Origin of the sequence: Methylobacterium nonmethylotrophicum, assembly GCF_004745635.1 — a bacterium.
Lineage (GTDB): Bacteria > Pseudomonadota > Alphaproteobacteria > Rhizobiales > Beijerinckiaceae > Methylobacterium > Methylobacterium nonmethylotrophicum.
In genome coordinates, this window is record NZ_SRLB01000001.1 from 63681 (window position 1) to 85860 (window position 22180).

General features: G+C 71.0%; 18 protein-coding genes. 11 read left to right on the forward strand and 7 right to left on the reverse strand.

What is annotated here, in order from left to right; all coding sequences use genetic code 11:
* The first annotated feature begins 153 nt into the window (after positions 1-153).
* A complete protein-coding gene (locus EU555_RS00300) occupies positions 154-366 on the forward strand; it encodes a DUF4287 domain-containing protein (protein ID WP_135412460.1) in 213 nt (70 codons plus the stop codon).
* Positions 367-542: 176 nt separating this feature from the next.
* Here EU555_RS00300 and EU555_RS00305 read toward each other — a convergent pair whose 3' ends face one another.
* Entirely contained in the window at positions 543-1097 is a 555-nt protein-coding gene (locus EU555_RS00305; protein ID WP_135412461.1) for a GNAT family N-acetyltransferase, read from the reverse strand.
* A gap of 505 nt (positions 1098-1602) precedes the next feature.
* Positions 1603-2274, reverse strand: coding sequence for an RraA family protein (locus EU555_RS00310; protein WP_135412462.1), 672 nt, complete (start codon positions 2272-2274; stop codon positions 1603-1605).
* A 171-nt stretch (positions 2275-2445) separates the two neighbouring features.
* Here EU555_RS00310 and EU555_RS00315 point away from each other — a divergent pair, with 171 nt between their 5' ends.
* Both EU555_RS00315 and EU555_RS00320 read left to right on the forward strand, forming a co-directional pair.
* A complete protein-coding gene (locus tag EU555_RS00315) occupies positions 2446-3264 on the forward strand; it encodes an SDR family NAD(P)-dependent oxidoreductase (RefSeq protein WP_135412463.1) in 819 nt (272 codons plus the stop codon).
* A complete protein-coding gene (locus EU555_RS00320) occupies positions 3261-4055 on the forward strand; it encodes a 2-keto-4-pentenoate hydratase (RefSeq protein WP_135412464.1) in 795 nt (264 codons plus the stop codon). The genes EU555_RS00315 and EU555_RS00320 overlap by 4 nt, the downstream gene beginning before the upstream one ends.
* Before the next feature lie 39 nt (positions 4056-4094).
* Here EU555_RS00320 and EU555_RS00325 read toward each other — a convergent pair whose 3' ends face one another.
* The 4 genes from EU555_RS00325 to EU555_RS00340 form a co-directional block, all read right to left on the reverse strand.
* Positions 4095-5606, reverse strand: coding sequence for a fumarate hydratase (locus tag EU555_RS00325; RefSeq protein ID WP_135412465.1), 1512 nt, complete (start codon positions 5604-5606; stop codon positions 4095-4097).
* Positions 5607-5913: 307 nt separating this feature from the next.
* Positions 5914-7047 (reverse strand): CaiB/BaiF CoA transferase family protein, encoded by a 1134-nt coding sequence (locus tag EU555_RS00330; protein WP_245524068.1) that lies wholly within the window; start codon positions 7045-7047, stop codon positions 5914-5916.
* 41 nt (positions 7048-7088) lie between these two features.
* The gene (locus EU555_RS00335) at positions 7089-8525 is read right to left on the reverse strand and encodes an aldehyde dehydrogenase family protein (protein WP_135412467.1); all 1437 of its coding nucleotides are present in this window, start codon (positions 8523-8525) and stop codon (positions 7089-7091) included.
* Between the two features lie 144 nt (positions 8526-8669).
* Positions 8670-8957 carry a hypothetical protein gene (locus tag EU555_RS00340; protein ID WP_135412468.1) on the reverse strand — a complete coding sequence of 96 codons (288 nt, stop codon included), beginning with the start codon at positions 8955-8957 and terminating at the stop codon, positions 8670-8672.
* Between the two features lie 500 nt (positions 8958-9457).
* On the opposite strand from EU555_RS00340, the gene EU555_RS00345 reads away from it, so the two are divergent.
* The 5 genes from EU555_RS00345 (at position 9458) to EU555_RS00365 (ending at position 16773) form a co-directional block, all read left to right on the forward strand.
* Positions 9458-11080: an ABC transporter substrate-binding protein gene (locus EU555_RS00345; RefSeq protein ID WP_135412469.1), complete on the forward strand. Its 1623-nt coding sequence runs from the start codon at positions 9458-9460 to the stop codon at positions 11078-11080.
* A 447-nt stretch (positions 11081-11527) separates the two neighbouring features.
* Complete coding sequence (locus tag EU555_RS00350) at positions 11528-12484, forward strand: ABC transporter permease (RefSeq protein WP_135412470.1); 957 nt, start codon at positions 11528-11530, stop codon at positions 12482-12484.
* Positions 12481-13335 carry an ABC transporter permease gene (locus EU555_RS00355; RefSeq protein WP_135412471.1) on the forward strand — a complete coding sequence of 285 codons (855 nt, stop codon included), beginning with the start codon at positions 12481-12483 and terminating at the stop codon, positions 13333-13335. Before EU555_RS00350 ends, EU555_RS00355 begins: the two co-directional genes overlap by 4 nt.
* A 2-nt stretch (positions 13336-13337) precedes the next feature.
* On the forward strand, positions 13338-14999 hold the full coding sequence (locus EU555_RS00360; protein ID WP_135412472.1) for an ABC transporter ATP-binding protein: 1662 nt from the start codon (positions 13338-13340) through the stop codon (positions 14997-14999).
* 394 nt (positions 15000-15393) lie between these two features.
* On the forward strand, positions 15394-16773 hold the full coding sequence (locus EU555_RS00365) for an aspartate aminotransferase family protein (protein ID WP_135412473.1): 1380 nt from the start codon (positions 15394-15396) through the stop codon (positions 16771-16773).
* A gap of 262 nt (positions 16774-17035) precedes the next feature.
* Here the strand turns inward: EU555_RS00365 and EU555_RS00370 are convergent, their stop codons facing one another.
* Positions 17036-17803 (reverse strand): SDR family oxidoreductase, encoded by a 768-nt coding sequence (locus EU555_RS00370; protein ID WP_135412474.1) that lies wholly within the window; start codon positions 17801-17803, stop codon positions 17036-17038.
* Positions 17804-17958: 155 nt separating this feature from the next.
* On the opposite strand from EU555_RS00370, the gene EU555_RS00375 reads away from it, so the two are divergent.
* The 3 genes from EU555_RS00375 (at position 17959) to EU555_RS00385 (ending at position 21728) form a co-directional block, all read left to right on the forward strand.
* Positions 17959-18999, forward strand: coding sequence for an L-idonate 5-dehydrogenase (locus EU555_RS00375; protein ID WP_135412475.1), 1041 nt, complete (start codon positions 17959-17961; stop codon positions 18997-18999).
* Between the two features lie 149 nt (positions 19000-19148).
* The gene (locus tag EU555_RS00380; RefSeq protein ID WP_135412476.1) at positions 19149-20144 is read left to right on the forward strand and encodes a LacI family DNA-binding transcriptional regulator; all 996 of its coding nucleotides are present in this window, start codon (positions 19149-19151) and stop codon (positions 20142-20144) included.
* A gap of 429 nt (positions 20145-20573) precedes the next feature.
* The gene (locus EU555_RS00385; protein ID WP_135412477.1) at positions 20574-21728 is read left to right on the forward strand and encodes a DUF305 domain-containing protein; all 1155 of its coding nucleotides are present in this window, start codon (positions 20574-20576) and stop codon (positions 21726-21728) included.
* The last annotated feature ends 452 nt before the right edge of the window (positions 21729-22180 follow it).

The following is a 22180-nucleotide window of genomic DNA, read 5'->3' on the forward strand; positions in this document are numbered from 1 at the left end:
CCGCTCGGCTCTGGGAGGGGCCGCCGCCGGCCCCGAGCGGGCGTCGGCGCGCAACCAGCCTCGCCCTGCCGAGCACCGTTCAAGCACCGTTGCGGTTTGAGAAGTCTGTGCTCACACTGCCGTCAGCCAAACTCGTCCGGAGCATGTCGCGCCGTGTCCACGGAACCGGCCAAGGGGCCAGCCTCCTATTTCCCGTCGATCGAGAAGAAGTATGGTCGGCCCATCGGCGAATGGCAGCAAGTGGTTCGTGAAAAGCTGCCCGCCAAGCACATGGAACTGATCGCGATGCTGAAGGCCGACCATGGAATGGGCCATGGCCATGCCAACGCGATCGTGGCCCATGTCCTCGCCGCGGAGAGGACCTGACCGTCGGAATGGCGGCAGGCCTGGCTGTCTGGCGCCCCTGCCCAGGCGGCACGGGCAGGGTCGGCGCGGCGGATGTCGGTTGGTCCCGGCGTTCCCGCCGTGCCGGTGGAGGAACCGCAACTGGCTGCGCCGACCCTGATCTCGCCCGCCTTGGGGACAAGCAACCTTCGGGTTAGCTACCCCGCCTCGCGGTCGCCGCGCAGGAGGCTCCAGGCGAGGACGTCCTCGAAGGTGCCCCATTTGCGCACGCGATGGCGAAGGTAGCCCTCCTGTCGAAAGCCGAGCTTTTCGAGCACCCGACCCGACCCCGGGTTGCGGACCATGTGGAAGGCGCACAGGCGGTTCAGTCCGATCTCGTCAAACGCAAAGCTGATCACACGAGCGGCGGCCTCGGTCACGAAACCTTGCCCTTCGAACTCGGCGCCGATCCAGAAGCTCACCTCGGCCCCGGCGTGCTCCCTGTCCACCTCGTGAAGCGCTGCATACCCGATCAGACGGGCCGGGGTGGGGAGTGCGATCGCAAAGCCGTACTGAGTCCCATCGATCAGGCCACGCTGAGCCTTCTCGATCCACCTGATGGCGTCCGCCATGGTGAAGGGGTGAGGCACGCTGATCGTGGTGTCGGCGATCCGGCGCTCGCCCGCGATCACCTGCAGGGCGGCTGCGTCGGCGTTCGTGAACGAGCGCAGCACAAGGCGCCGCGTTCTGAGCTCCAGGGACGGACGATCCATGAAACCGCTCCATCTCGCCCTATTGCGAAGTGCACATGCCGTACGGCGTGACGACGCTCAAGCCAGCGCGGCGACACGCGAGAGAAATCCGGAAAGCAATTTTTGTCAGAGCCTGTTTGACGTGCCTGCCAAATTTATCTCACTCTCAACCTCATCCTGAGGTGCTGGCGATCGAAGATCGCACGCGATCGGAGATCGGCTGATCTCGAACGAGGACTCTAGATTTCACAGTGATTACTGGAGGCCCCCTTCGAGTTCAGCCGACTTTTAGTCGACTGACACCTCAGGATGAGGTTGAGGGTGGGATAAATTTGCCGGCCACGTCAAACAGGCTCCCAGACATGCGTCCCAGGTCATCGGAAGGCTCCTCGTGGTCACCCGGGACGCATTCCGTCGAGCGTGGCTTCGGGTCAGCCGGGCGAGCCCAACTCACACCGGCACGGCGTGGAGGGTCGCCCTCCACCCGCAAAAGTCCCCCGCACGGTCGAACGGATCGGGCCTGACCCTACCCCCTGACCGCGTCCGGCACGCCGAACACCGCGAGCGTGCTCTCCCCGTCGGAGAGCCGCTTCTCCCAGCCGATCTCGGCCTGCGCCCGCTCCTCGGCCTGGGCGATCAGCCCTTCGGCCGCCTCGCGCGGGATCACCACGACGCCGTCGTCGTCGCCGAGGATCAGGTCGCCGGGGCGGACCGGGGCGCCGCCGATCGTGACCGGGGCGTTGACCGTGCCGCCGTCCTTCGAGGCCGGGCCGCGGGCGGTGACGTGGCGGGTGAACACCGAAAAATCGCTCCAGCCGCCGAGGATGCCGGTGTCGCGCACCGCCCCGTCGGCGAGGAGGCCGACGATCCCCTTGCGCCGCGCGGCGGTGGAGAGCAGGTCGCCGATCATCGCGACGTCGCTCCGCCCCCCGGCATCGATCACCACCACGTCGCCGGCCTCAGCGACCGCGATCGCGTGGTGGACGGCGCCGTAATCCTTCGGGTCGCACAGGGCCGTGACGGCGCTGCCGAGGAGGGCCGGGCCCCCGGCGATGCGCCGCAGCGGCCGGATCGCCGGATCGACCTGGGTGCGGCCCTCGAGCAGGTCGACCACCACCGCGACCGGCACGGCGGAAAAGCGCGCGATCAGCCCGGCGGGGAGGCGGGGAGGGGTGTCCGCGATGATGCGGGTCGGCATGGCGTCTCCTCTCGAACGTCCGGCTTCGGTGTCCGCGCGCTTTGCGGCCGGTGCCCAACCTCTATAGGCTGCCCGCCACCGCGCCGACAGGCGTGGGGCAAGCAAGAATCCGACGCGCCGACAGGCGCCAGGACACGAGGGCTCCCACCGGGAGCACCAGGGAGGACCGGTATGGCGGAGGGCGGAAGCGCCCCGGGCTCGCGGCGGCTCGAGGGGAAGGTGGCGCTGCTGTTCGGCGCCGGCTCGGCGGGGCCGGGCTGGGGCAACGGCAAGGCCGCGGCGGTGACCTTCGCGCGCCACGGCGCCCGGGTGGTCTGCGTCGACGTGCGGCGCGAGGCGGCCGAGGAAACCGCCGAGATCATCCGGCGCGAGGACGGCGCCGCCACGGCGGCGGCCTGCGACGCCACCGATTCGGGCGCGGTCGCGGCCCTCGTCGCCGAGGTGATGGCGGCGCAGGGGCGCATCGACGTGCTGCACAACAATGTCGGCTACGCCCAGATGGGCGGTCCGGTCGAGCTGAGCGAGGCCGACTGGCACCGCACCCTCGACCTCAACCTCACCACCTGCTTCCTCACCTGCAAGCACGTGCTGCCGCACATGCTGGCGCAGCGCGCCGGCAGCATCGTCAACATCTCGTCGGCGGCGGCGATCCGCTACACCGGCTATCCTTACGCGGCCTATTACGCCGCGAAGGCCGCGGTGAACAACTTCACGTTGGGCCTCGCGCTGCAATACGCGAAGGACGGCATCCGGGTGAACGCGATTATGCCCGGGCTGATGAACACGCCGCTGATCCACCAGCAGATCTCCGGCCAGTACGCCGATCCGCAGGAGATGGTGCGGGCCCGCGACGCCGCCTGCCCGATGGGCCGGATGGGCACCGCCTGGGACGTCGCCAACGCGGCCCTGTTCCTGGCCTCCGACGAGGCCGCCTACATCACCGGCGTGGCGCTGCCCGTCGATGGCGGCCTGACCGGGAGGGTCGCGTGAGCCATCAAGCGCCTCTGCAGGCCGCCTCCGACGTCCTCTGGCGCCACTGGCGCGAGGGGCGCCTCATCGCCGCCCTGCCGCCGGACCTCGCCCCGGCCGATCGCCGCACCGCCTATGCGGTCCAGGCCCTGCTCGAGCCGCGCAGCGCCTCGGCCCTCTATGGCTGGAAGATCGCCGCCACGAGCCTGGCCGGGCAGCAGCATATCGGCGTCGACGGGCCGCTCGCCGGGCGGCTCCTCGCCGAGCAGGTCCTGGCGCCCGACGCGCCCGTGCCGCTCGCCCACAACCAGATGCGGGTGGCCGAGGCCGAGGTGGCGTTCCGCATGGGACGCGACCTGCCGCCCCGGGCCGAGCCCTACACGGTCGACGAGGTGATGGCGGCGGTGGCCGACGCCCACCCGGCGATCGAATTTCCGGATTCGCGGCTCGAGGCCTTCGAGAGGGCCGGCGAGGCGGCGCTCATCGCCGACAATGCCTGCGCGCATCTCTTCGTCCTCGGGCCGAAGGCGCCCGAGGGCTGGCGCGCGATCGACCTTCCCGCCATGCCGACCGCGATCACGGCGGAGGGGCGGGAGCCCCACCGGGGCCGCGGCGGCAACGCCCTCGACGATCCGCGGCTCGCGCTGACCTGGCTCGCCAACGCCCTGTCGGACCAGGGCCTGACCCTGCGGGCCGGACAGGTCGTGACCACCGGCACCACCACGGTGCCGCTGCCGGTCGCGCCGGGGGACGTGGTGCGGGCGGATCTCGGCGGCATCGGCACGCTGACGGTGCGCATCCGGCCGGAGTAACGGGGGCGTCCCGGCCCCCCAGCGCCCCGGTGCCGGCGCTCAGGCCGGCACCGCCTCGCGCACCGGCCGGCGCCAGCGGGCCGGGCCGTCGCGGTGGACCGAGGTGCCGGCGGCGTCGACCGCCACCGTCACCGGCATGTCCTCGACGACGAATTCGTGGATCGCCTCCATGCCGAGATCGGCGAAGGCCAGCACCCGCGCCGACTTGATCGCCTTCGAGACGAGGTAGGCCGCGCCCCCGACCGCGATCAGGTAGGCCGCGCCGTGGCGCGCGATGGTCTCGACGGCGGCCGGGCCCCGCTCGGCCTTGCCGACCATGACGAGGAGGCCGGTCTGCGACAGGATCGGCTCGAGGAACTTGTCCATCCGGGTCGCGGTGGTGGGGCCGGCGGGCCCGACCGCCTCGTCGCCGACCGCGTCGACGGGCCCGACATAGTAGATCGCCCGGTCGCGCAGGTCGACGGGAAGCGGCTCGCCGGCCTCCAGCATCCGGGTCAGGCGCAGGTGCGCCGCGTCGCGCCCGGTTAGCAGGCGGCCCGACAGCAGCAGGGTCTCGCCGGCGCGCCAGGTCGCCACCTCCTCGCGGGTCAGCCGGTCGAGGTCGACCCGCCGCCCGGCCGCCGTCGCGACGCTGATGTCCTGCGGCCAGAGATCGAGGGAGGGCGGGGTGAAGATGGCGGGACCGCTGCCGTCGAGGGTGAAGTGGGCGTGCCGGTCGGCGGCGCATTGCGGGATCAGGCCGACGGGCAGCGAGGCGGCGTGGACCGGGAAGGTCTTGAGCTTCACATCCAACACGGTGGTGAGCCCGCCCAGCCCCTGCGCGCCGATGCCGAGCGCGTTGACGCGCTCGAAAATCTCGAGCCGCAACTCCTCCTCCTTCGAGGACGGGCCCCGGGCGCGGATCTGCGGCAGGTCGATGGGGTCGAGGAGCGAGAGCTTGGCCAGCGTCATCGCCTTCTCGGGCGAGCCGCCGACGCCGATGCCGAGCATGCCGGGCGGGCACCAGCCGGCGCCCAGCGTCTCGACGGTGCGCACCACCCAGTCGGCGACCGAGTCGCTCGGGTTGAGGGCGGCGAACTTCGCCTTGTTCTCCGAGCCGCCGCCCTTAGCGGCGACGTGGACCTGGACGGTGTCGCCCGCCACCATCTCGACATGGAGCATGGCCGGCGCGTTGTCGCCGGTGTTGCGGCGCCCGAACAGCGGCTCGGAGACCACCGAGGCGCGCAAGGGGTTGCGCTCCTCGCGCCAGGCCCGGCGCACGCCCTCGTCGACGATCTCCTGCAGCGAGCGGTTCGAGACGATGCGGGCATTGAGCCCGACCTTCATGAACACTTGAGCCGTGCCGGTATCCTGGCAGATCGGCCGCCGGCCGAAGGCCGCCATGCGGGAATTGACCAGGATCTGCGCCATCGCGTCCCGCGCCGCCGGGCTCTCCTCGCGCCGCCAGGCCTCGGCGAGGTTCCGGATGTAGTCCGCCGGGTGGTAGTACGAGATGAACTGCAGGGCGTCGGCGATGGAGGCGACCAGGTCCTCTTCGCGAATGGTGGCCATGGTGGTCCTCCCGGGATGGTTATCAGAATCTACCGCACCTTTTACTCGTAGAGCGCGGGATCCCCTCTCCTGTGTGGGAGAGGGGTAGTGGCGATCGCAGATCGCACGTGAGGGTGACACGTTTCAGTATGGAGCGCTGAGCGCAGTGCTGGCAGCGCGACGGTTAGAGCTAGACTCAGAACCGTAGCACCCTCACGTGCGATCTACGATCGCCACGGCGCCTCTCCCACACCTTGCAGCGATACCGGGCAAGCCCGGCATCGCCTGGAGAGGGGAGTGTGCTCGACTTCTCGACGTTTGGTAAAGCTTACGCCGCGAATTCCCGCCGGATCGCCTCGCTGTGCTCGCCGATCCCCGGCACGCGCCCCAGCACCGGGGCCTGCCCGTTGCGGAGCGCCGGGGGCGCGACGATCGAGGCCGGGCCGGCCTCGGTCTCCACCGTCACCCGCCGCAGGGCCGGGTGCGTGACGAGATCGGACAGGCCGTTGACGAAGCCGTAGGCCGTGCCGGCCGTGCGTAAGCGGTCCGCCGCCTCGTCGCGGCTCAGGTCCGAGAAGACCCGCGCCACCACCGCGTCGACCTCGGGGCGGTTCGCAACCCGGGCGTTGTTGCTCTCGAAGCCCGCCCGCGAGGGCAGGTCGGGCTGGCGCAGGAACGCGGCGCAGAACCGGGCCCATTCGCGCTCGTTCTGGATCGAGATCAAGACCAGGGCCCCGTCCCGGGTCGGGAAGGCGCCGTAGGGGCAGATCGACGGGTGGGCGAGGCCGACCCGCTGCGGCGCCCGGCCGGTGCCCTCGAAGTAGAGGAGCGGCACGTTCATCCAGTCGGCCATGCCGTCGAACAGGCTGACCTCGAGCTTCGCCCCCTCGCCGGTGATGCCCCGGGCGATCAGCGCCTCCAGCACCGCCGCATGGGCCGCCATCCCGCAGGCGATGTCGCAGACCGACACCCCGACCCGGCCCGGCCCGGCCGGGTGGCCGGTGATCTCGGCGAGCCCGCTCTCGGCCTGGACCAGGAGGTCGTAGGCCTTCATGTCGGAGTAGGAATGGCCCATGCCGTAGCCGGTGACGTCGACCGTGATGAGCCGCGGGTAGCGCGCCCGCAATTCCTCCGAGCCGAAGCCCGCCCGGGCGGCGGCGCCCGGTGCGAGGTTCTGGATGAACACGTCGGCCCTGGCGAGGACGGCGTGCAGCAGGGCCGCGTCGCCCGGGTCCTTGATGTCGGCGACCAGGCTCTCCTTGCCGCGGTTGAGCCAGACGAAGTAGCTCGCCAGCCCGTTCACCGAGGCGTCGTAGCCGCGGGCGAAGTCGCCCTCCGGCCGCTCGATCTTGATGACGCGGGCGCCCGCATCGGCCAGGCGCGAGGAGCAGTAGGGGGCTGCCACCGCCTGCTCGAGCGCCACCACCGTCAGGCCGCTGAGCGGCAGGACCCTACTCCCCACTGCCCCACTCCCCGCCGCCAAAGTCCCCGCCGACATGGCCGTCAGACCCCGTGCTTGATCGCGATCATCTTCATGGCGCCGAAGCCGTAGAGCGCCTCGAAGCCCTTCTCGCGGCCGTGGCCCGAGCCCTTCACGCCGCCGAAGGGCAGCTCGACGCCCCCGCCCGCGCCGTAATTGTTGACGAAGACCTGGCCCGACTTGATGCCCTTCGACAGGCGAAGCGCCTTGCCGAGATCCTGAGTCCAGATGCCGGCGGCGAGACCATACTCGGTGCCGTTCGCCACCTTCAGCGCCTCGGCCTCGTCGCGCACCCGGATCGCCACCAGGACGGGCCCGAAGATCTCTTCTTGAGCCAGGCGGTGGTCCGGCGGCACGTCGCCGATCAGGGTCGGGCGGACGTAGTAGCCGTCGCCCGGAACGTTGGTGCCGAGCTCGCCCTCGGCCAGGATCGTCAGGCCGTCGCGGCGGGCCAGATCGATGTAGCTCTGCACCCGCTCGCACTGCTTGGCGTTGACCACGGGGCCGAGGTCGAGGTCCTGCTCGCCCGAGCCGACCCGCAGGTCCTTGAAGCGCCGGGCGAGGTCGGCGGTGAAGCTGTCGTAGATCGTGTCCTCGATCACCACCCGCGACCCGGCCGAGCAGGTCTGGCCGGCATTCTGGGTGATCGCCTTGACGATGACGGTGCCGGCCTCCGACAGGTCCGCATCGGCGAACACCACCTGGGGCGACTTGCCGCCGAGCTCCAGCGTGACGGGAATCGTGTTCCTGGCCGCGGCCGCCTGGATCAGGATTCCGACCTCGCGCGAGCCGGTGAAGCTGATGTGGTGGATGCCCTTGTGCGAGGCCAGAGCGGCGCCCGCCTCCTCGCCGAGGCCCGTCACCACGTTGAGGCTGCCGGCCGGGAAGCCGGCTTCCGCCGCGAGCTTGGCCAGATGCAGCGCCGAGAGCGAGGTGTCCTCGGCGGGCTTGAGCACGACCGCGTTGCCCATGGCCAGCGCCGGGGCGACCGAGCGGCCGGTCATCTGCAGCGGATAGTTCCACGGCACGATGACGCCGACGACGCCGTGCGGCTCGTAGACGGTCATGACGGTGAAGCCGTTCTGGAACGGGATCGTGTCGCCGTGCACCTTGTCGGCGGCGCCGCCGTAATACTCGAAGTAGCGGGCGCAGACCTGGGCGTCGTTGCGGGCAAGGCTCATCGGCTTGCCGACGTCCTCGCTCTCCATCTTCGCCAGGATCTCGGCGTCGCGGCGGATCAGGTCGGCGAGCTTCAGCATCAGCCGGCCGCGGGAGGCGGCGTCGAGGCGGCCCCACTCGCCCTCCATGGCGGCGTGGCCGGCCTTCACGGCGGCGTCGATCTCGGCCGCGCCGCCACGGGCGATGCGGGCCATCTCCTGGCCGTGCGACGGGTTGATGACCGGCAGGGTCGTCTCGCCGCCGGTCCAGGTGCCGCCGATGAAGTGCTGATGGGCGTTCATGCTCGCTCCCTGTCGTGAGGCCGGCCTCGTTGCGGAGGCCGGCCGGCTCTTGGGAGCGGTGTTACCCCGCCGGGCGGAGCGATTCCAATACGATCGGCGGGCGGGCGCGATAGGAACGGGATATGGCGTCCGCCCGGCGCGGCGCTACTTGCTGCCGCCGCTGTTGCTGCTGCCCTGCGGCACCGCCCGCGACGGCTGGCCGGCATTGCCGCCGGCGGCCGAGTTGCCGGTGATGGTCGAGGCGCCGGTCGGGCCGGGCGCCACGACGCCGCCGGCGCGGCCGCCGGTGTTGTTCTGGACCGGCGCGACGGTGCCGGTGGCGGCGGGACCCGTTCCGGCGGTGCCGGGGGCGGTCGAGGGGGCGGCGGTCTGGGCCGAGGCCGCACCGGCGACGAGAAGGCCGGCGGCGAGTCCTGCGAAAATCGAACGCATGCTGCTCTCCTGTCGGATCCTGGATTCGTTAGATCCTGGACCCGACAACGCGCGTGAATTCATCCGGTTCGTCTGCGCTCGACTGTGATATGCGATGACGCGGTGCAGCATCGCGCAGTCCGCATCGAGGTCGGCAAGGCCGATCGACTCGTCCGGCCGGTGCGCCTCGGCGATGCGGCCGGGCCCGCGGAGGATCGACAGGAGGCCGCCGGACCGGAACAGACCGGCCCCGGTGCCGTGGCTCACCGCCCCGGGGGCGGCGCTCGACCCGGCATGTGCCGGGCACACTGCTGCCGGCGGATGCCGACGGCGTCGACGCCGACCCGGAGCGTCGCGGCGTCGCGATCGGACGATTCGGATTGTTGACAATCCTACGAAGATGGTGATGATTGTTTGTGCCGGACGGATCATGCCCAAAATTTCGGCGGTACGGCATCGCGTGCCGCACCGCACCGGAACCGGCGCCGCCCGGCGGCACCAGGCATTTCGAGGGGAAGACGATGTCGCGAGCGGACGCAGACGCCTTTGAGACCCTGAGCCATTCCGAGCGCGGCCGCGTCCTCGACGGTCTGCGCCGGGGGGCGTCGCGGCGCGACATCTTAAGCCTGCTCGGCTCGGCCGGCCTGGGCCTCGTGGCGGGCAATGCGGTGTTCGGCGGCGCCACGCGGGCGCTCGCCCAGACCCCGAAGCGCGGCGGCCACATCCGCGTCTGCACCTATACCAGCTCCACGGCCGACACCCTCGACCCGGCCAAGCAGACGACCGCGAGCGACTACGTCCGCTGCAACTTCTTCTACAACAAGCTCGTCTTCATCGACCAGACCGGCGCCCCGACCCCGGAATTGGCCGAGAGCTTCGACAGCCCGGACGCCAGGACCTGGACCTTCGCGATCCGGAAAGGCGTGACCTTCCACGACGGCAAGGCGCTGACGCCCGAGGACGTGGTCTGGTCGCTCAAGCGCCACCTCGACCCGGCGGTCGGCTCGAAGGCGAATACCCTGGCCAAGCAGATGGCCTCGGTCGAGGCCTCCGGCCCGAACGAGGTGCGCATCGTGCTCACCGGCGCCAATGCCGACTGGCCGATGATCCTCGGCACGTCGCATTTCCACATCGTCCAGGCCGGCACGACGGACTTTTCGAAGGGGATCGGCACCGGCCCATTCATCTGCAAGGAGTTCACCCCGGGCGTGCGCGCCATGGCCGTGCGCAACCCGAACTACTGGCGCCAGCCCGGCCCGTTCCTCGACAGCATCGAGTTCTTCGGCCTCGCCGACGAGCAGGCGCGGTTGAACGCCCTTCTGTCCGGCGACGTGCAGATCGCCGCGGTGATCAATCCGCGCTCGCTCAGGGTGATCGAGAGCGCCGGCGGCTTCAACGTGCTCGAGACCAAGGCCGGCCTCTACACCAACCTGATCGCCCGCCTCGACGAGGGCCCGGGCGCCAACCCGGACTTCGTGCTCGGCATGAAGCATCTCCTCAACCGCAACCAGATCCGCAGCGCGATCTACCGGGGCTACGCCGAGGTCGCCAACGACCACCCGATCCCGTCCACGAACCGCTACCACGCCGCCGACATCCCGCAGCGCTCCTTCGACCCCGAGAAGGCCAAGTTCCACTTCGGCAAGGCGGGCGTGCTCGGCTCGACCATCCCGCTCGTCGCCTCGCCGGCCGCCGACGCCTCGGTCGAGATGGCGGTGCTGCTGCAGCAGGAGGCCAAGAAGATTGGCCTCAACCTCGACGTCCAGCGGGTGCCGTCCGACGGCTACTGGTCGAACTACTGGATGAAGAACAATTTCTGCTTCGGCAACATCAACCCGCGCCCGACCGCCGACCTCCTGTTCAGTCTGTTCTTCAAGTCGGATGCGAACTGGAACGAGTCGCGCTGGAAGAACGAGACATTCGACCAGCTGATCGTGGCGGCGCGGGCCGAGCGCGACGAGGCCAAGCGCAAGCAGATGTACCACGACGCGCAGGTGCTGGTGCACGAGGGCGCCGGTATCGGCATCCCGACCTTCATCAGCAACCTCGACGTCCATTCCGGCAAGCTCAAGGGCATCCGCCCGATGCCGACCGGCGGCCTGATGGGGTACGCGTTCGGCGAGTATGCGTGGCTGGACGCGTAAGGGCCATTCCGCTGCAAGACCGGCAGGATGTGGGCATCCGTTCCCACCTCACAGGGTCATCCCGGGGCTCGCCGAAGGCGAGAGCCCGGGATCCAGAACCGCAGGTCCTGCAGAACGCAACGGGACGCGCGATGCGGTCGTCGCAGAAGTATCCACCCGATCCGGCAATCCATCCAACACGCAACCTCATCCTGAGGTGTCAGTCGATCGGAGATCGACTGACCTCGAAGGAGGGCTCCAGAAGCCTTGGAGGGACTTGGAGCCCTCCTTCGAGGCCTCCGCTACGCTCCGGCACCTCAGGATGAGGTCGCGGGTGTGAAGGATGAGTTCGGGGCTTCCTCGATCGTCTCGGCGGGTCTCCATCCCGAAACACCGGATCAGTCCGAGGCGCCGAACTTGCAACGACCCACCGGCCCGTGAGGGCCGACCGAGGACCAGGGAGGGCACATGAGCCGCCGCATGGTGACGATGATCGCGGGCCGCGTGCTCGTCGCCCTCGCGACGCTGCTCTTCGTCTCGGTGGTCGTGTTCGGGGCGACCCAGCTCCTGCCGGGCGACGTCGCCCAGGCGATCCTCGGCCAGAGCGCGACGCCGGAGGCGGTCGCCGGCCTGCGCCAGGCGCTCGGCCTCGACGCCCCGGCGATCCAGCGCTTCGCGGCCTGGCTCGGCGGGCTCCTCACCGGGGATGCGGGCGTCTCCCTCGTCAGCCGCCAGCCGGTCGGCGGCCTGATCTGGGCCCGGCTGTCGAGCTCGCTCCTGCTGGCGGGCATCGTGGCGGGCATCTCGGTGCCGCTGGCGCTGACCTTGGGCATCACGGCGGCAGTCTGGCGCGGCTCGCTCTACGACCGGGCAGTCGGCGTGGTGACGATCTCGGCGGTGTCGATCCCCGAATTCCTGGTCGCCACCCTGGCGGTGCTGATCTTCGCCGTGCACCTGCAATGGCTGCCGGCCCTGTCCTTCATGCCGCGCTCCGCGAGCCCGCTGCAATTCCTGCGCGCCGTGGCGATGCCGGTGATGAGCCTGTCCTTCGTGGTCGTCACCCAGATGGTGCGGATGACCCGGGCCGCGGTGATCGAGGCGATGACGTCGCCCTACGTCGAGATGGCGGCGCTGAAGGGCGCGAGCCCGGCCCGGATCGTGCTGCGCCACGTGCTGCCCAACACCGTCGGCGCCATCGCCAACGCGGTCGCCCTCAGCCTGTCGTACCTGCTGGGCGGCGTCATCATCGTCGAGACGATCTTCAACTATCCGGGCATCGCCAAGCTGATGGTCGACAGCGTGTCGATGCGCGACATGCCGGTCGTGCAGGCCTGCGCCATCGTGTTCTGCGCCGTCTACCTGCTGCTCGTGACCTGCGCCGACATCGTCGCCATCCTGTCCAACCCGAGGCTGCGGCACGCATGAGCGAGACCGTGACAGACATCGCCCCGGCCGCCCCGCGGATGCGCCTGCGCCTCCACCCCGTCGCCGCCCTCGGCGCCGCGATCGTCCTGGCGGGGATCTTCGTCGCGGCGTTCGGCCAGCTCTTGAGCCCCTACGATGCCGGCGCCGTGGTCGACGTCGACGTGTTCGGCCCGATGAGCCGGGCCTATCCGCTCGGCACCGACTATCTCGGCCGCGACATGCTGAGCCGGATCCTGCTCGGCGCCCGCTACACGGTCGGCATCGCGGCGCTCGCCACCGCGCTCGCCTGCACCTGCGGCATCGGGCTCGGGCTGTTCGCGGCGGTCGTCGGCGGCTGGACCGACGCGATCCTGAGCCGCACCCTCGACGCCCTGACGTCGATCCCCTCCAAGATGCTGGCGCTGGTGCTGATCGCCGGCCTCGGCTCGTCGCTGCCGGTCCTCGTGCTGACCATGGCGTTCATCTACGTGCCGGGCTGCTACCGCATCACCCGGGCGCTCGCCGTGACCATCGCGGCGGAGGACTTCGTGCTGGCGGCCCGCGCCCGCGGCGAGGGCCGCCTCTACATCATGCTGCGCGAGGTGATGCCGAACATGGTCGGACCCCTCGCCACCGATTTCGGCCTGCGCTTCGTCTTCGTGTTGCTGCTGCTCTCGAGCCTGTCGTTCCTCGGGCTCGGCGTGCAGCCGCCTTACGCCGATTGGGGCTCGCTGGTGCGGGAGAACATCGCGGGCTTGAGCTACGGCGCCCCGGCGGTGGTGATGCCGGCGGTCGCGATCGCGATCCTGACCATCGGGGTGAACCTCCTGGTCGACAACCTGCCCGGCCGGGCACGGGCGGGAGGGCGGTGACGATGGCGCAGGCACGCGAGGGCGGCACCGTCCGGGTCGAGGCCCTCACGGTCGCGGCGAAGGCCGAGGACGGGCGCGAGACGGTGATCGTCCACGAGGTCGGGTTCGCGATCCCCCGCGGCGAGGTGCTGGCGCTGATCGGCGAATCGGGCTCGGGGAAAACCACGATCGCGCTCGCCATGATGGGCTACGCCCGCCGGGGCTGCGCGATCCGCGGCGGATCGATCGACGTGTTCGGCACCGAGGTTCTGGCCTGCTCGGCCTCCCAGCTTCGGCGCTTGCGCGGCAATCGCATCGCCTACATCGCCCAGAGCGCCGCGGCCTCGTTCAACCCCGCCCGCACCATCATGGCGCAGGTGATCGAGAGCGCGCTGATCCACGGCTCGCTGACGGCGGAGGCCGCCACCGCCAAGGCGAAGGCGCTGTTCGCCGAACTCGCCCTGCCGAACCCCGACACGATCGGCGAGCGCTATCCCCACCAGGTGTCGGGCGGGCAGCTGCAGCGGCTGCTTGCCGCCATGGCGCTCCTCAACGATCCCGACCTCGTCATCTTCGACGAGCCGACCACGGCGCTCGACGTGACGACGCAGATCGAGGTGCTGGTCTCGTTCAAGGCGGCGATCCGCGACCGCGGCATCACCGGGATCTATGTCAGCCACGACCTCGCGGTGGTGGCCCAGATCGCCGACCGCATCGCGGTCCTGCGCCACGGGCGACTCGCCGAGATCGGCGCCGTCGAGCAGATGGTGAGCGCACCCGCCCACCCCTATACCCGCCAGCTCATCGCGGCGGCGGCCCCCGTGAAGCGGAAAGGGCCGGAAGCGCCGACAGAGACCGGCGAGGCCCCGGTGCTCGCCGCCACCGGCATCACCGCCGGCTACGGCCCGGCCGGGCCCGACGGCCTGCCCGGGATCAGGATCCTGCACGACGTGGGTTTCTCGTTGCGCCGGGGCGAGACACTCGGGATCATCGGCGAGTCGGGCTCGGGAAAGAGCACGCTCGCCCGGGTCATCGCCGGCATCGTGCCGGCCGCCCGCGGCGCGGTGCGGCTCGACGGACGGGTGCTGCCGCCGGCCCTCGCGCAGCGCGACCGGGAGACCCTGCGGCGGGTCCAGATCGTGTTTCAGAACGCCGACACGGTGCTGAACCCGGCCCAGAGCATCGGCCAGATCCTCGAGCGGCCGCTCGCCTTCTACCACCGCCTCGGCGCCGCGGCCCGGCGGCAGCGGCTGATGCAGCTCCTCGATCAGGTCCGCCTGCCGCGCAGCGTCGCCGAGCGCTACCCGGGCGAGTTGTCCGGCGGCCAGAAGCAGCGGGTCAACCTCGCCCGCGCGCTCGCCGCCGAGCCCAACGTGATCCTGTGCGACGAGGTCACCTCCGCGCTCGACACGGTGGTGGGCGAGGCGGTGCTCGACCTGCTGGTCGAGATCCAGCGCGCGTTGGACGTCGCCTACGTGTTCATCAGCCACGACCTCGGGGTGATCCGCTCGATCAGCGACGCCGTGATGGTGCTCCAGCACGGCCGCGTGGTCGAATCCGGCCCGACGGAGGCGCTGCTCGCCGATCCCAAGGAGCCGTATACGCGGCTGCTGCTGTCCTCGGTGCCGGAATTGCGGACCGGGTGGCTGGATGACGTGCGTGCGGGGCGGGGGGTGGCGGCGTAGGGCAATCCGCTTTCAGACAAGGCGCTTCTCCTTCCCAGAGGACAGGGCTGTCGGGCAAAAGAAGAGGCACGTCTCCCCTCTCCCGTGTGGGAGAGGGGCCGGGGGTGAGGGTGACACGCTTCCGAGTAAACCGCTGAGCGTGGTGCTGGCAGCGTGTCGGCCAGTGTCTTATCCGGAACCGTGTCACCCTCACCCCTACCCCTCTCCCACACGGGAGAGGGGATCCCGCGCCTGATTCTTTAAGGAATCCTCCCCGGACAACCCTGCCGCCCGCCGATTCTGCCGCCTCACCCCATTCAAACCCGCGCCCCACACGGTGCCGCACACCCATCTCGGCGGAAAATCCCACCAGCCCCCGCGCATCCTCAAGGCCCGCCGCCCGGAGCCTCACCCCATGCGCGCCAATTCCCTGATCGAGCTCGATCGCGACCATCTCATCCACCCGGTGATCTCGTGGAAGGGTCACGAGGCGCGGGGCGCCACGGTGCTGCAATCGGCGAAAGGCGCGACCCTCACCGATGCCGAGGGCCACACCCTCCTCGACGGCTTCTCGGGCCTGTGGTGCGTCAATGTCGGGTACGGCCACGAGTCGATCGTCGAGGCAGCGGCCGAGCAGATGCGGCGGCTGCCCTACGCCACCGGCTACTTCCACTTCTCGAGCGAGCCGGCGATCCGGCTGGCCGCCCGCCTCGCCGAGCTGGCGCCGGGCGACCTCGACCACGTCTACTTCACCCTCGGCGGCTCGGACGCGGTCGATTCGGCGGTGCGGTTCATCCGCTACTACCACAACGTCACCGGCCGGCCGGCGAAGAAGCACATGATCGCCCTGGAGCGGGGCTATCACGGCTCCTCGACCATCGGCGCCGGGCTCACCGCCATTCCGGCCTTCCACGACGGCTTCGACGCGCCGACCCCGCTCCAGCACCACATCCCCTCGCCCTATCCCTACCGCAACCCGGCCGGCGACACGGACGAGGCGGTGATCGCCGCCTCGGTGGCGGCGCTGAAGGCCAAGGTCGGGGAACTGGGGTCGGAGAATGTCGCAGCCTTCTTCGCCGAGCCGGTCCAGGGCTCGGGCGGCGTGATCGTGCCGCCGGACGGATGGCTGAAGGCGATGCGGGAGGCCGCGCGCGAGCTCGACATCCTGTTCGTCGCCGACGAGGTCATCACCGGCTTCGGCCGCACCGGCCCGCTCTTCGGGGTCGAGCATGACGGGGTGGTGCCGGACCTGATGACGGTCGCCAAGGGCCTCACCTCGGGCTACAGCCCGATGGGCGCGGTGCTCATGTCGGACCGGATCTACCGCGCCATCGCGGACGGGGCGCCGGCGGCCAAGCCGATCGGCCACGGCTTCACCTACTCGGCCCATCCGGTCAGCGCCGCGGTCGGCCTCGAGGTCCTGCGGCTCTACACCGAGGGCGGCATCCTGGAGAACGGCCGCCGGGCGGGGGCGCGCTTCGCGGCGGGGTTGAGGCGCCTCGCCGACCATCCCCTCGTCGGCGACGTGCGGGTGCGGGGGCTTCTCGCCGGCATCGAGCTCGTCACCGACAAGGCGCGGCGCACGAAGCCGGCGCCGGACCTCGGGATCTCCGGGCACCTCGCCCGCTTCGGCTACCGCAACGGCCTGGTCTTCCGCGCCTTCGCGGACGACATCGTGGGCTTCGCGCCGCCGCTCTGCTGCACCGACGCCGAGATCGACCTGCTGCTCGCCCGCTTCGAGCAGACGCTCAACGACGTCCTCGACGTCGCCGAGGTGCGCCGCGCGCTGGCGTGACGGCCCGCCGGGGCTGAGAGCCTGTTTGACATGTCTGGCAAATCTATCCCACCCTCCACCTCATCCTGAGGTGTCAGTCGATTGAAGATCGACTGACCTCGAAGGAGGCTCCAGGGATCGCAGTGGCTTCTGGAGCCCTCCTTCGAGGCTCCTTTCAGTCGCACCTCAGGATGAGGCCGTGGATGGGATAGATCGGGCCCATGCGATCCCGCTCTCCGCAGTCAAACAGGCTCTGAGGCGACGTCACAGCGTCGGGGCGACGTTACAACGTCGCCAGGACACCCCCGTCGACGTAGAGGATCTGCCCGTTGACGAAGTCCGAGGCGGCCGAGGCCAGGAAGATCGCGGCGCCCTGCAATTCCTCCACCCGGCCCCAGCGCCCGGCGGGGGTGCGGTTCTTCAGCCAGGCATCGAATTCGGGGTTCTCGATCAGCGCCTGGTTCAGCGGCGTGGCGAAGTAGCCCGGGCCGATGCCGTTCACCTGCAGGCCGTGGCGGGCCCAGTCGGTGCACATGCCCTTGGTCAGGTTCTTCACCGCGCCCTTCGAGGCGGTGTAGGGGGCGATGGAGTAGCGCGCCGCCTCGCTCTGCAGGCTGGCGATGTTGATGATCTTGCCGCGCCGGCGGCCGATCATGTGCCGGGCGACCGCCTGGCCGACATAGAACACGCTGTCGAGGTTGACCCGCATCAGCTCGTGCCAGGTCTCGACCGGAAAGTCCTCGAGCGGCGTGCGGCGCTGGATGCCGGCATTGTTGACCAGGATGTCGAGGGGGCCGATCTCGGCCTCGATCCGGTCGACGCCCACCTTCACGGCGGTGGCATCCGACACGTCGAAGGCGGCGGCCTCGGCCGTGATGCCCTCCTTCCGCAGCTCCGCCACCGCGCCGTCGAGCTTCTGCTGATCGCGGCCGTTCAGCACGATCGCCGCTCCGGCACGGCCGAGGCCCAGCGCCAGCGACAGGCCGATGCCCTGGCTGGAGCCGGTCACCAGGGCCCGGCGGCCCGACAGATCGAACAAGGCAGTCGACACCGGCGCTTCCTCCCCGCGCACGGTCGGACAGGCGACCGTCAGGGCCACTGCCGCGATTGCGCTTGTGCCGGGAAGGAACCATGGTACCGGTACCAAGGCAAGAGGCTTCCCGGCTCCGCCGCGCCAGGGAGCCGGACCGGGAGGAGAGGACGCCCATGACGCTCGCCGCGCGCATCCACGCCGCCAAGGACCTGCGGGTCGAGGCGGTCTCCCTTCGCGAGCCGGAGGCGGACGAGGTCGTGGTGGCGCTCGGCGCCGGCGGCATCTGCGGCTCGGACCTGTCCTATTACGGCAAGGGCCGGGTCGGCGACTTCAGCTTGCGCGAGCCGATGGTGCTCGGCCACGAGGTCGCCGGCACGGTGACGCGGGTCGGGGCCGCCGTCACCGCGGTGAAGCCCGGCGACCGGGTCGCGGTCGATCCGAGCCGGCCGTGCCTGTCCTGCGACTATTGCCGCGCCGGCCGCTCGAACCTGTGCCGCTCCATGCGCTTCTTCGGCTCGGCGGCGATCGTCCCGCACGTCCAGGGCGCCTTCAGCGAGCTCTTCCTCGCCCGGGCCGACCAGTGCGTGGTGGTGCCCGGGTCGATGCCGATGCGGGTCGCGGCCTGCGGCGAGCCACTGGCGGTGGCGCTGCACGGGGTGCGGCGGGCGGGCGAGCTTCTGGGCCGCCACGTCCTCATCGCCGGGGCGGGGCCGATCGGCCTCCTGTGCCTGATGGCCGCGAGGCTCGCCGGCGCGAGGCGGATCGTCTGCACCGACCTTGCGGACGGGCCGCTCGCCATCGCCCGCGAGATCGGCGCCGCCGAGACCATCAATGTCGGCACGGAGCCGGAGCGGCTGGCGGCCTACGAGGCCGACAAGGGCACCTTCGACGTCGCGCTGGAGGCCACCGGCGCGCCGGCAGCCCTCGCCTCGCTCTTCCGGGTGGTGCGGCCCGGCGGCCGGGTGGTGCAGCTCGGCATGATGCCGCCCGGCGACGTGCCGGTGCCGGCCAACCTCCTGATGGCCCGCGAGATCGACTTCGTCGGCGCCTTCCGGTTCCACGAGGAGTACCGCACCGCCGTGGCGCTGCTGGCCGCCGGCCGGATCGATGTCGGGCCGATCCTCTCGGCCGAGATGCCGATGGCCCGGGCCGACGAGGCCTTCGCCCTCGCCGCCGACCGCAGCCGGGCGATCAAGGTCCACCTCGCGTTCTAAGCATCATTTGCCGGAGCGGTCACCGGTTCGGCGGTGAAAATGATGCAAAAACAAGAAGATAAGCAGAGTTGCGCCATGCGAACCTGCTTAGCTCGCCCGTGACCGGGAACCGCGCCCGGCAGGGTCGGGACCTTCGCCGGGCGCCGACGATGCGCGACGTGTCGCGCCTCGCCGGCGTCTCGCCGATGACGGTCTCGCGCACGCTGGCCGAGCCGGGCCTCGTCTCGGACGAGGCCCGGGCGCGGGTGCTGGCGGCGGTCGAGCAGCTCGGCTACGTGCCGGATCGCGGGGCGGGGGGCCTGTCGTCGCGGCGCACCGGCTTCGTCGCCCTGGTCGTCCCGACGCTGATCAACCCGAACTTCGCCGACACCGCCGCCGGCCTCACCGCCGCGCTGCGCCCGCGCGGCTACCAGCCCCTGATCGGCGTCACCGGCTACTCGCTCGCCGAGGAGGAGGTGGTCCTGCGCGCGATGCTGTCGCGCCGCCCGGACGCCCTCGTGGTGTCGGGGATGCACCGCTTGCCCGCCGCCCGCGGCCTCCTCGCCCGGGCCGGCGTGCCGGTGGTGGAGATCTGGGACCGGCCGGAGGCGCCGATCGACCGGGCGGTCGGCTTCTCGAACTACGAGGCCGGCCGGCTCGCGGCCCGGACCCTGGCGGATCTCGGCGCCACCCGCATCGCAGGGCTCGGGCCGGAGCGGACCGGCGAGGCCCGGGATTTTCGCGGCGAGGAGCGCCTGCGCGGCCTGCGCGACGGCCTGAAGGAGGCCGGGCTCGGCGAGAGCCTGATCCTGCATCATGGCCGGGCCGCCGGGGCCTTCGCGCACGGGGCCGAGGCGATGACGGAACTGCTGGCCCGCGGCGGCGCGGAGGCGGTGTTTCTCGTCTCCGACATCTCGGCCTTCGGCGCCCTGACGGAGTGTCAGCGCCGCGGCATCCGGGTGCCGCAGGACATGAAGCTCCTCGGCTTCGGCGATTTCGAGATCGGCCGCCAATGCGTGCCGCGCCTCTCGACCATCGCGGTCGACGCCACCGAGATCGGCCACCAGGCCGGGACCCTGCTGCTGCGCCTCCTCGACGGCGAGGACCGGGAGCCGGCGGTGATCGACCTCGGGTTCCGGCTGGTCCTGCGGGAGACGACCGGCTGATCAGATCAGCCGCGGGTCGGGAGGCGTGCGCGGCCGCAGCACCGGGGCGACGGCGTTGCGCTCGGTCCCGGCGTCAGGGTTCCGCGCCCCGCGGCGCAGCTCGACGGGGGAAACAGCTCCTCTAGCCCGCGCGACACGCCGGTCAGGACCGGGCCGAAGGGACCGACGAGCGGGGAGGGGGGCGCATCGGCCTTGACGAAGCGTGAGTGGGACATGGGGCGCTGCAAACCTCGGGGTTCAGCTCAACGCACCGCACCATGGTTTGGTTCACGCGACGACGGCCGATCGCCGCGCGGCCGCAGGAAGCCGCGCCGGACGGGACCGCTCGGGGCCGCGCAATGGTGCGAGCGGGCAACATAGGCTGTCGTGGCGCGCGTCCGCCTTCCCGTAAGACGTTGGACGGACCCCGCGCGGGAGCGATCCGTCACGATGCCCATCCGGCCCTTCGGGCCCGCCACCGCCTGGCGCGCCGCTGCCCTGCTGGGGCTCCTCAGCAGCACCTTCTCGACCCTGGTGAGCCAGTTCACCGCCGCCCGCATCGGGCGCGACGCCATGGTGGACTGGATGGTGGTGGCGGCGATCCCGCTGCGCGACGCGGCGCTCCAGACCGAGCCGACCTGGCCCGTCGTCGCGGCCGGCATCCTCTTTCACCAATGGGCGGATCTTTCCTGGGCGCTGGTGTTCTTCGGGCTCCTCGGCCGCTGGACGGCGGGCCTGTCGCCCGCCACCCTCCTGGTCCTGTGCGGGCCCTGGGCGCTCCTGACCTCCGCCCTCGAATGGTTCGTGCTGGTGCCGCTGCTGCCGTTCCGCCAGCCGCTCTTCACCCTTGAGCAGCCCTACTGGATCGGCTTCCTGGTCCACCTGACCTCGGCCTCGCTCTACCCGCTGTTTCCCTGGCTGCGCGACCGGGTCGCGGGGCGGGTGCCCTCGGCCCACCGGGGCTTTGCCGCCCTCTGGGCCGGCCTCGCGGCGGCGGGCGCCTCGGCGCTCGGGATCCTGGCGCTCCTCGGCTGGCTCGGCTGGGAGGTGCCGCATCTCGGCGGTGCGGCGGCCTCCGACCAGAGCACCCTGCGGCGGATGACCGAGCACCACGCCCAGGGCGCCGAGCTCGCGGGCCTGGCGGCGGAGCACGCCGAGGACCCTCGCCTGCGCGCCCTCGCCCGGCTGATGGTCGCCGGCCAGAACGGCGAGATCGCCGTGATGATGCAGTGGTGGGACAGCTGGTTCCCGGCAGATTCGCCGCTCTGCCCGCCGCAGGAGCGCGAGGCGATGCCCGGCATGGCGAGCCCGGGCGAGGTCGAGGGCCTGCGCCGGGCGAGCGGGCGGGACTTCGACGCGCGCTTCGTCGCCGTGATGAGCCGCCACCACGCCGGCGCCGTGCAGATGGCCGACGAGGCCTTAAGCCAGGCCGGCGATCCGCGGGTGCGCCTGCTCGCCCACGCGATCCGCCACCAGCAGCGCGGCGAGATCGACCTGATGCGGGGAGTCCGGGGCGTCGCGGCGGTCGCGGCGGCGGCCCGGAACCTGCTCCTGCCCTTCGGCCGCGTCCCGGCGGACCGCGCGCTCACGGGGGCGGGGCCGTGACCGCGCCGCGTCGCGGCGAGGCCTGGGGCGGATCCCGGATCCGTTCCAGTCTTGCTGGCCTGCTCCAGGCCGGGACCGGAAACGCTATCCGGAGAGGAAGAAGGGGCGGGCCTTCCCCTCTCCCCGCCCACTGCTATCGCATCCATACAACCTAGTCCGACCTCTTCCCCCATTAAAGGTCGCGCGCCTCTCCTCCCCCTTGTGGGGAGGAGTTGGAGGTGGGGGTGGTGCCGCGTAGAGCGCGAGCTTCGTTCGGCACCACCCCCACCCCTAGCCCCTCCCCACAAGGGGGAGGGGAAAGTATTCGCCTTTACAAAGGGTTGGGCTTCATTAGCGGTGTTTGGACCTACAAGCCGCCCGCGGGGAGAGGAGAAGACCCGCGCCACTCCCTGTGCCGCCCCGCCACGGCCCTGGCATCACCGGCACCAACAGCGCGCCCGCCCCCCGCCGCG

Bases quoted from the DNA above. Each gene is read 5' to 3' on its own strand.
- EU555_RS00305 (WP_135412461.1), bottom strand. From the start codon at position 1,097: ATGGATCGTCCGTCCCTGGAGCTCAGAACGCGGCGCCTTGTGCTGCGC.
- EU555_RS00310 (WP_135412462.1), bottom strand. From the start codon at position 2,274: ATGCCGACCCGCATCATCGCGGACACCCCTCCCCGCCTCCCCGCCGGG.
- EU555_RS00315 (WP_135412463.1), top strand. From the start codon at position 2,446: ATGGCGGAGGGCGGAAGCGCCCCGGGCTCGCGGCGGCTCGAGGGGAAG.
- EU555_RS00325 (WP_135412465.1), bottom strand. From the start codon at position 5,606: ATGGCCACCATTCGCGAAGAGGACCTGGTCGCCTCCATCGCCGACGCC.
- EU555_RS00335 (WP_135412467.1), bottom strand. From the start codon at position 8,525: ATGAACGCCCATCAGCACTTCATCGGCGGCACCTGGACCGGCGGCGAG.
- EU555_RS00340 (WP_135412468.1), bottom strand. From the start codon at position 8,957: ATGCGTTCGATTTTCGCAGGACTCGCCGCCGGCCTTCTCGTCGCCGGT.
- EU555_RS00345 (WP_135412469.1), top strand. From the start codon at position 9,458: ATGTCGCGAGCGGACGCAGACGCCTTTGAGACCCTGAGCCATTCCGAG.
- EU555_RS00350 (WP_135412470.1), top strand. From the start codon at position 11,528: ATGAGCCGCCGCATGGTGACGATGATCGCGGGCCGCGTGCTCGTCGCC.
- EU555_RS00355 (WP_135412471.1), top strand. From the start codon at position 12,481: ATGAGCGAGACCGTGACAGACATCGCCCCGGCCGCCCCGCGGATGCGC.
- EU555_RS00360 (WP_135412472.1), top strand. From the start codon at position 13,338: ATGGCGCAGGCACGCGAGGGCGGCACCGTCCGGGTCGAGGCCCTCACG.
- EU555_RS00365 (WP_135412473.1), top strand. From the start codon at position 15,394: ATGCGCGCCAATTCCCTGATCGAGCTCGATCGCGACCATCTCATCCAC.
- EU555_RS00375 (WP_135412475.1), top strand. From the start codon at position 17,959: ATGACGCTCGCCGCGCGCATCCACGCCGCCAAGGACCTGCGGGTCGAG.
- EU555_RS00380 (WP_135412476.1), top strand. From the start codon at position 19,149: ATGCGCGACGTGTCGCGCCTCGCCGGCGTCTCGCCGATGACGGTCTCG.
- EU555_RS00385 (WP_135412477.1), top strand. From the start codon at position 20,574: ATGCCCATCCGGCCCTTCGGGCCCGCCACCGCCTGGCGCGCCGCTGCC.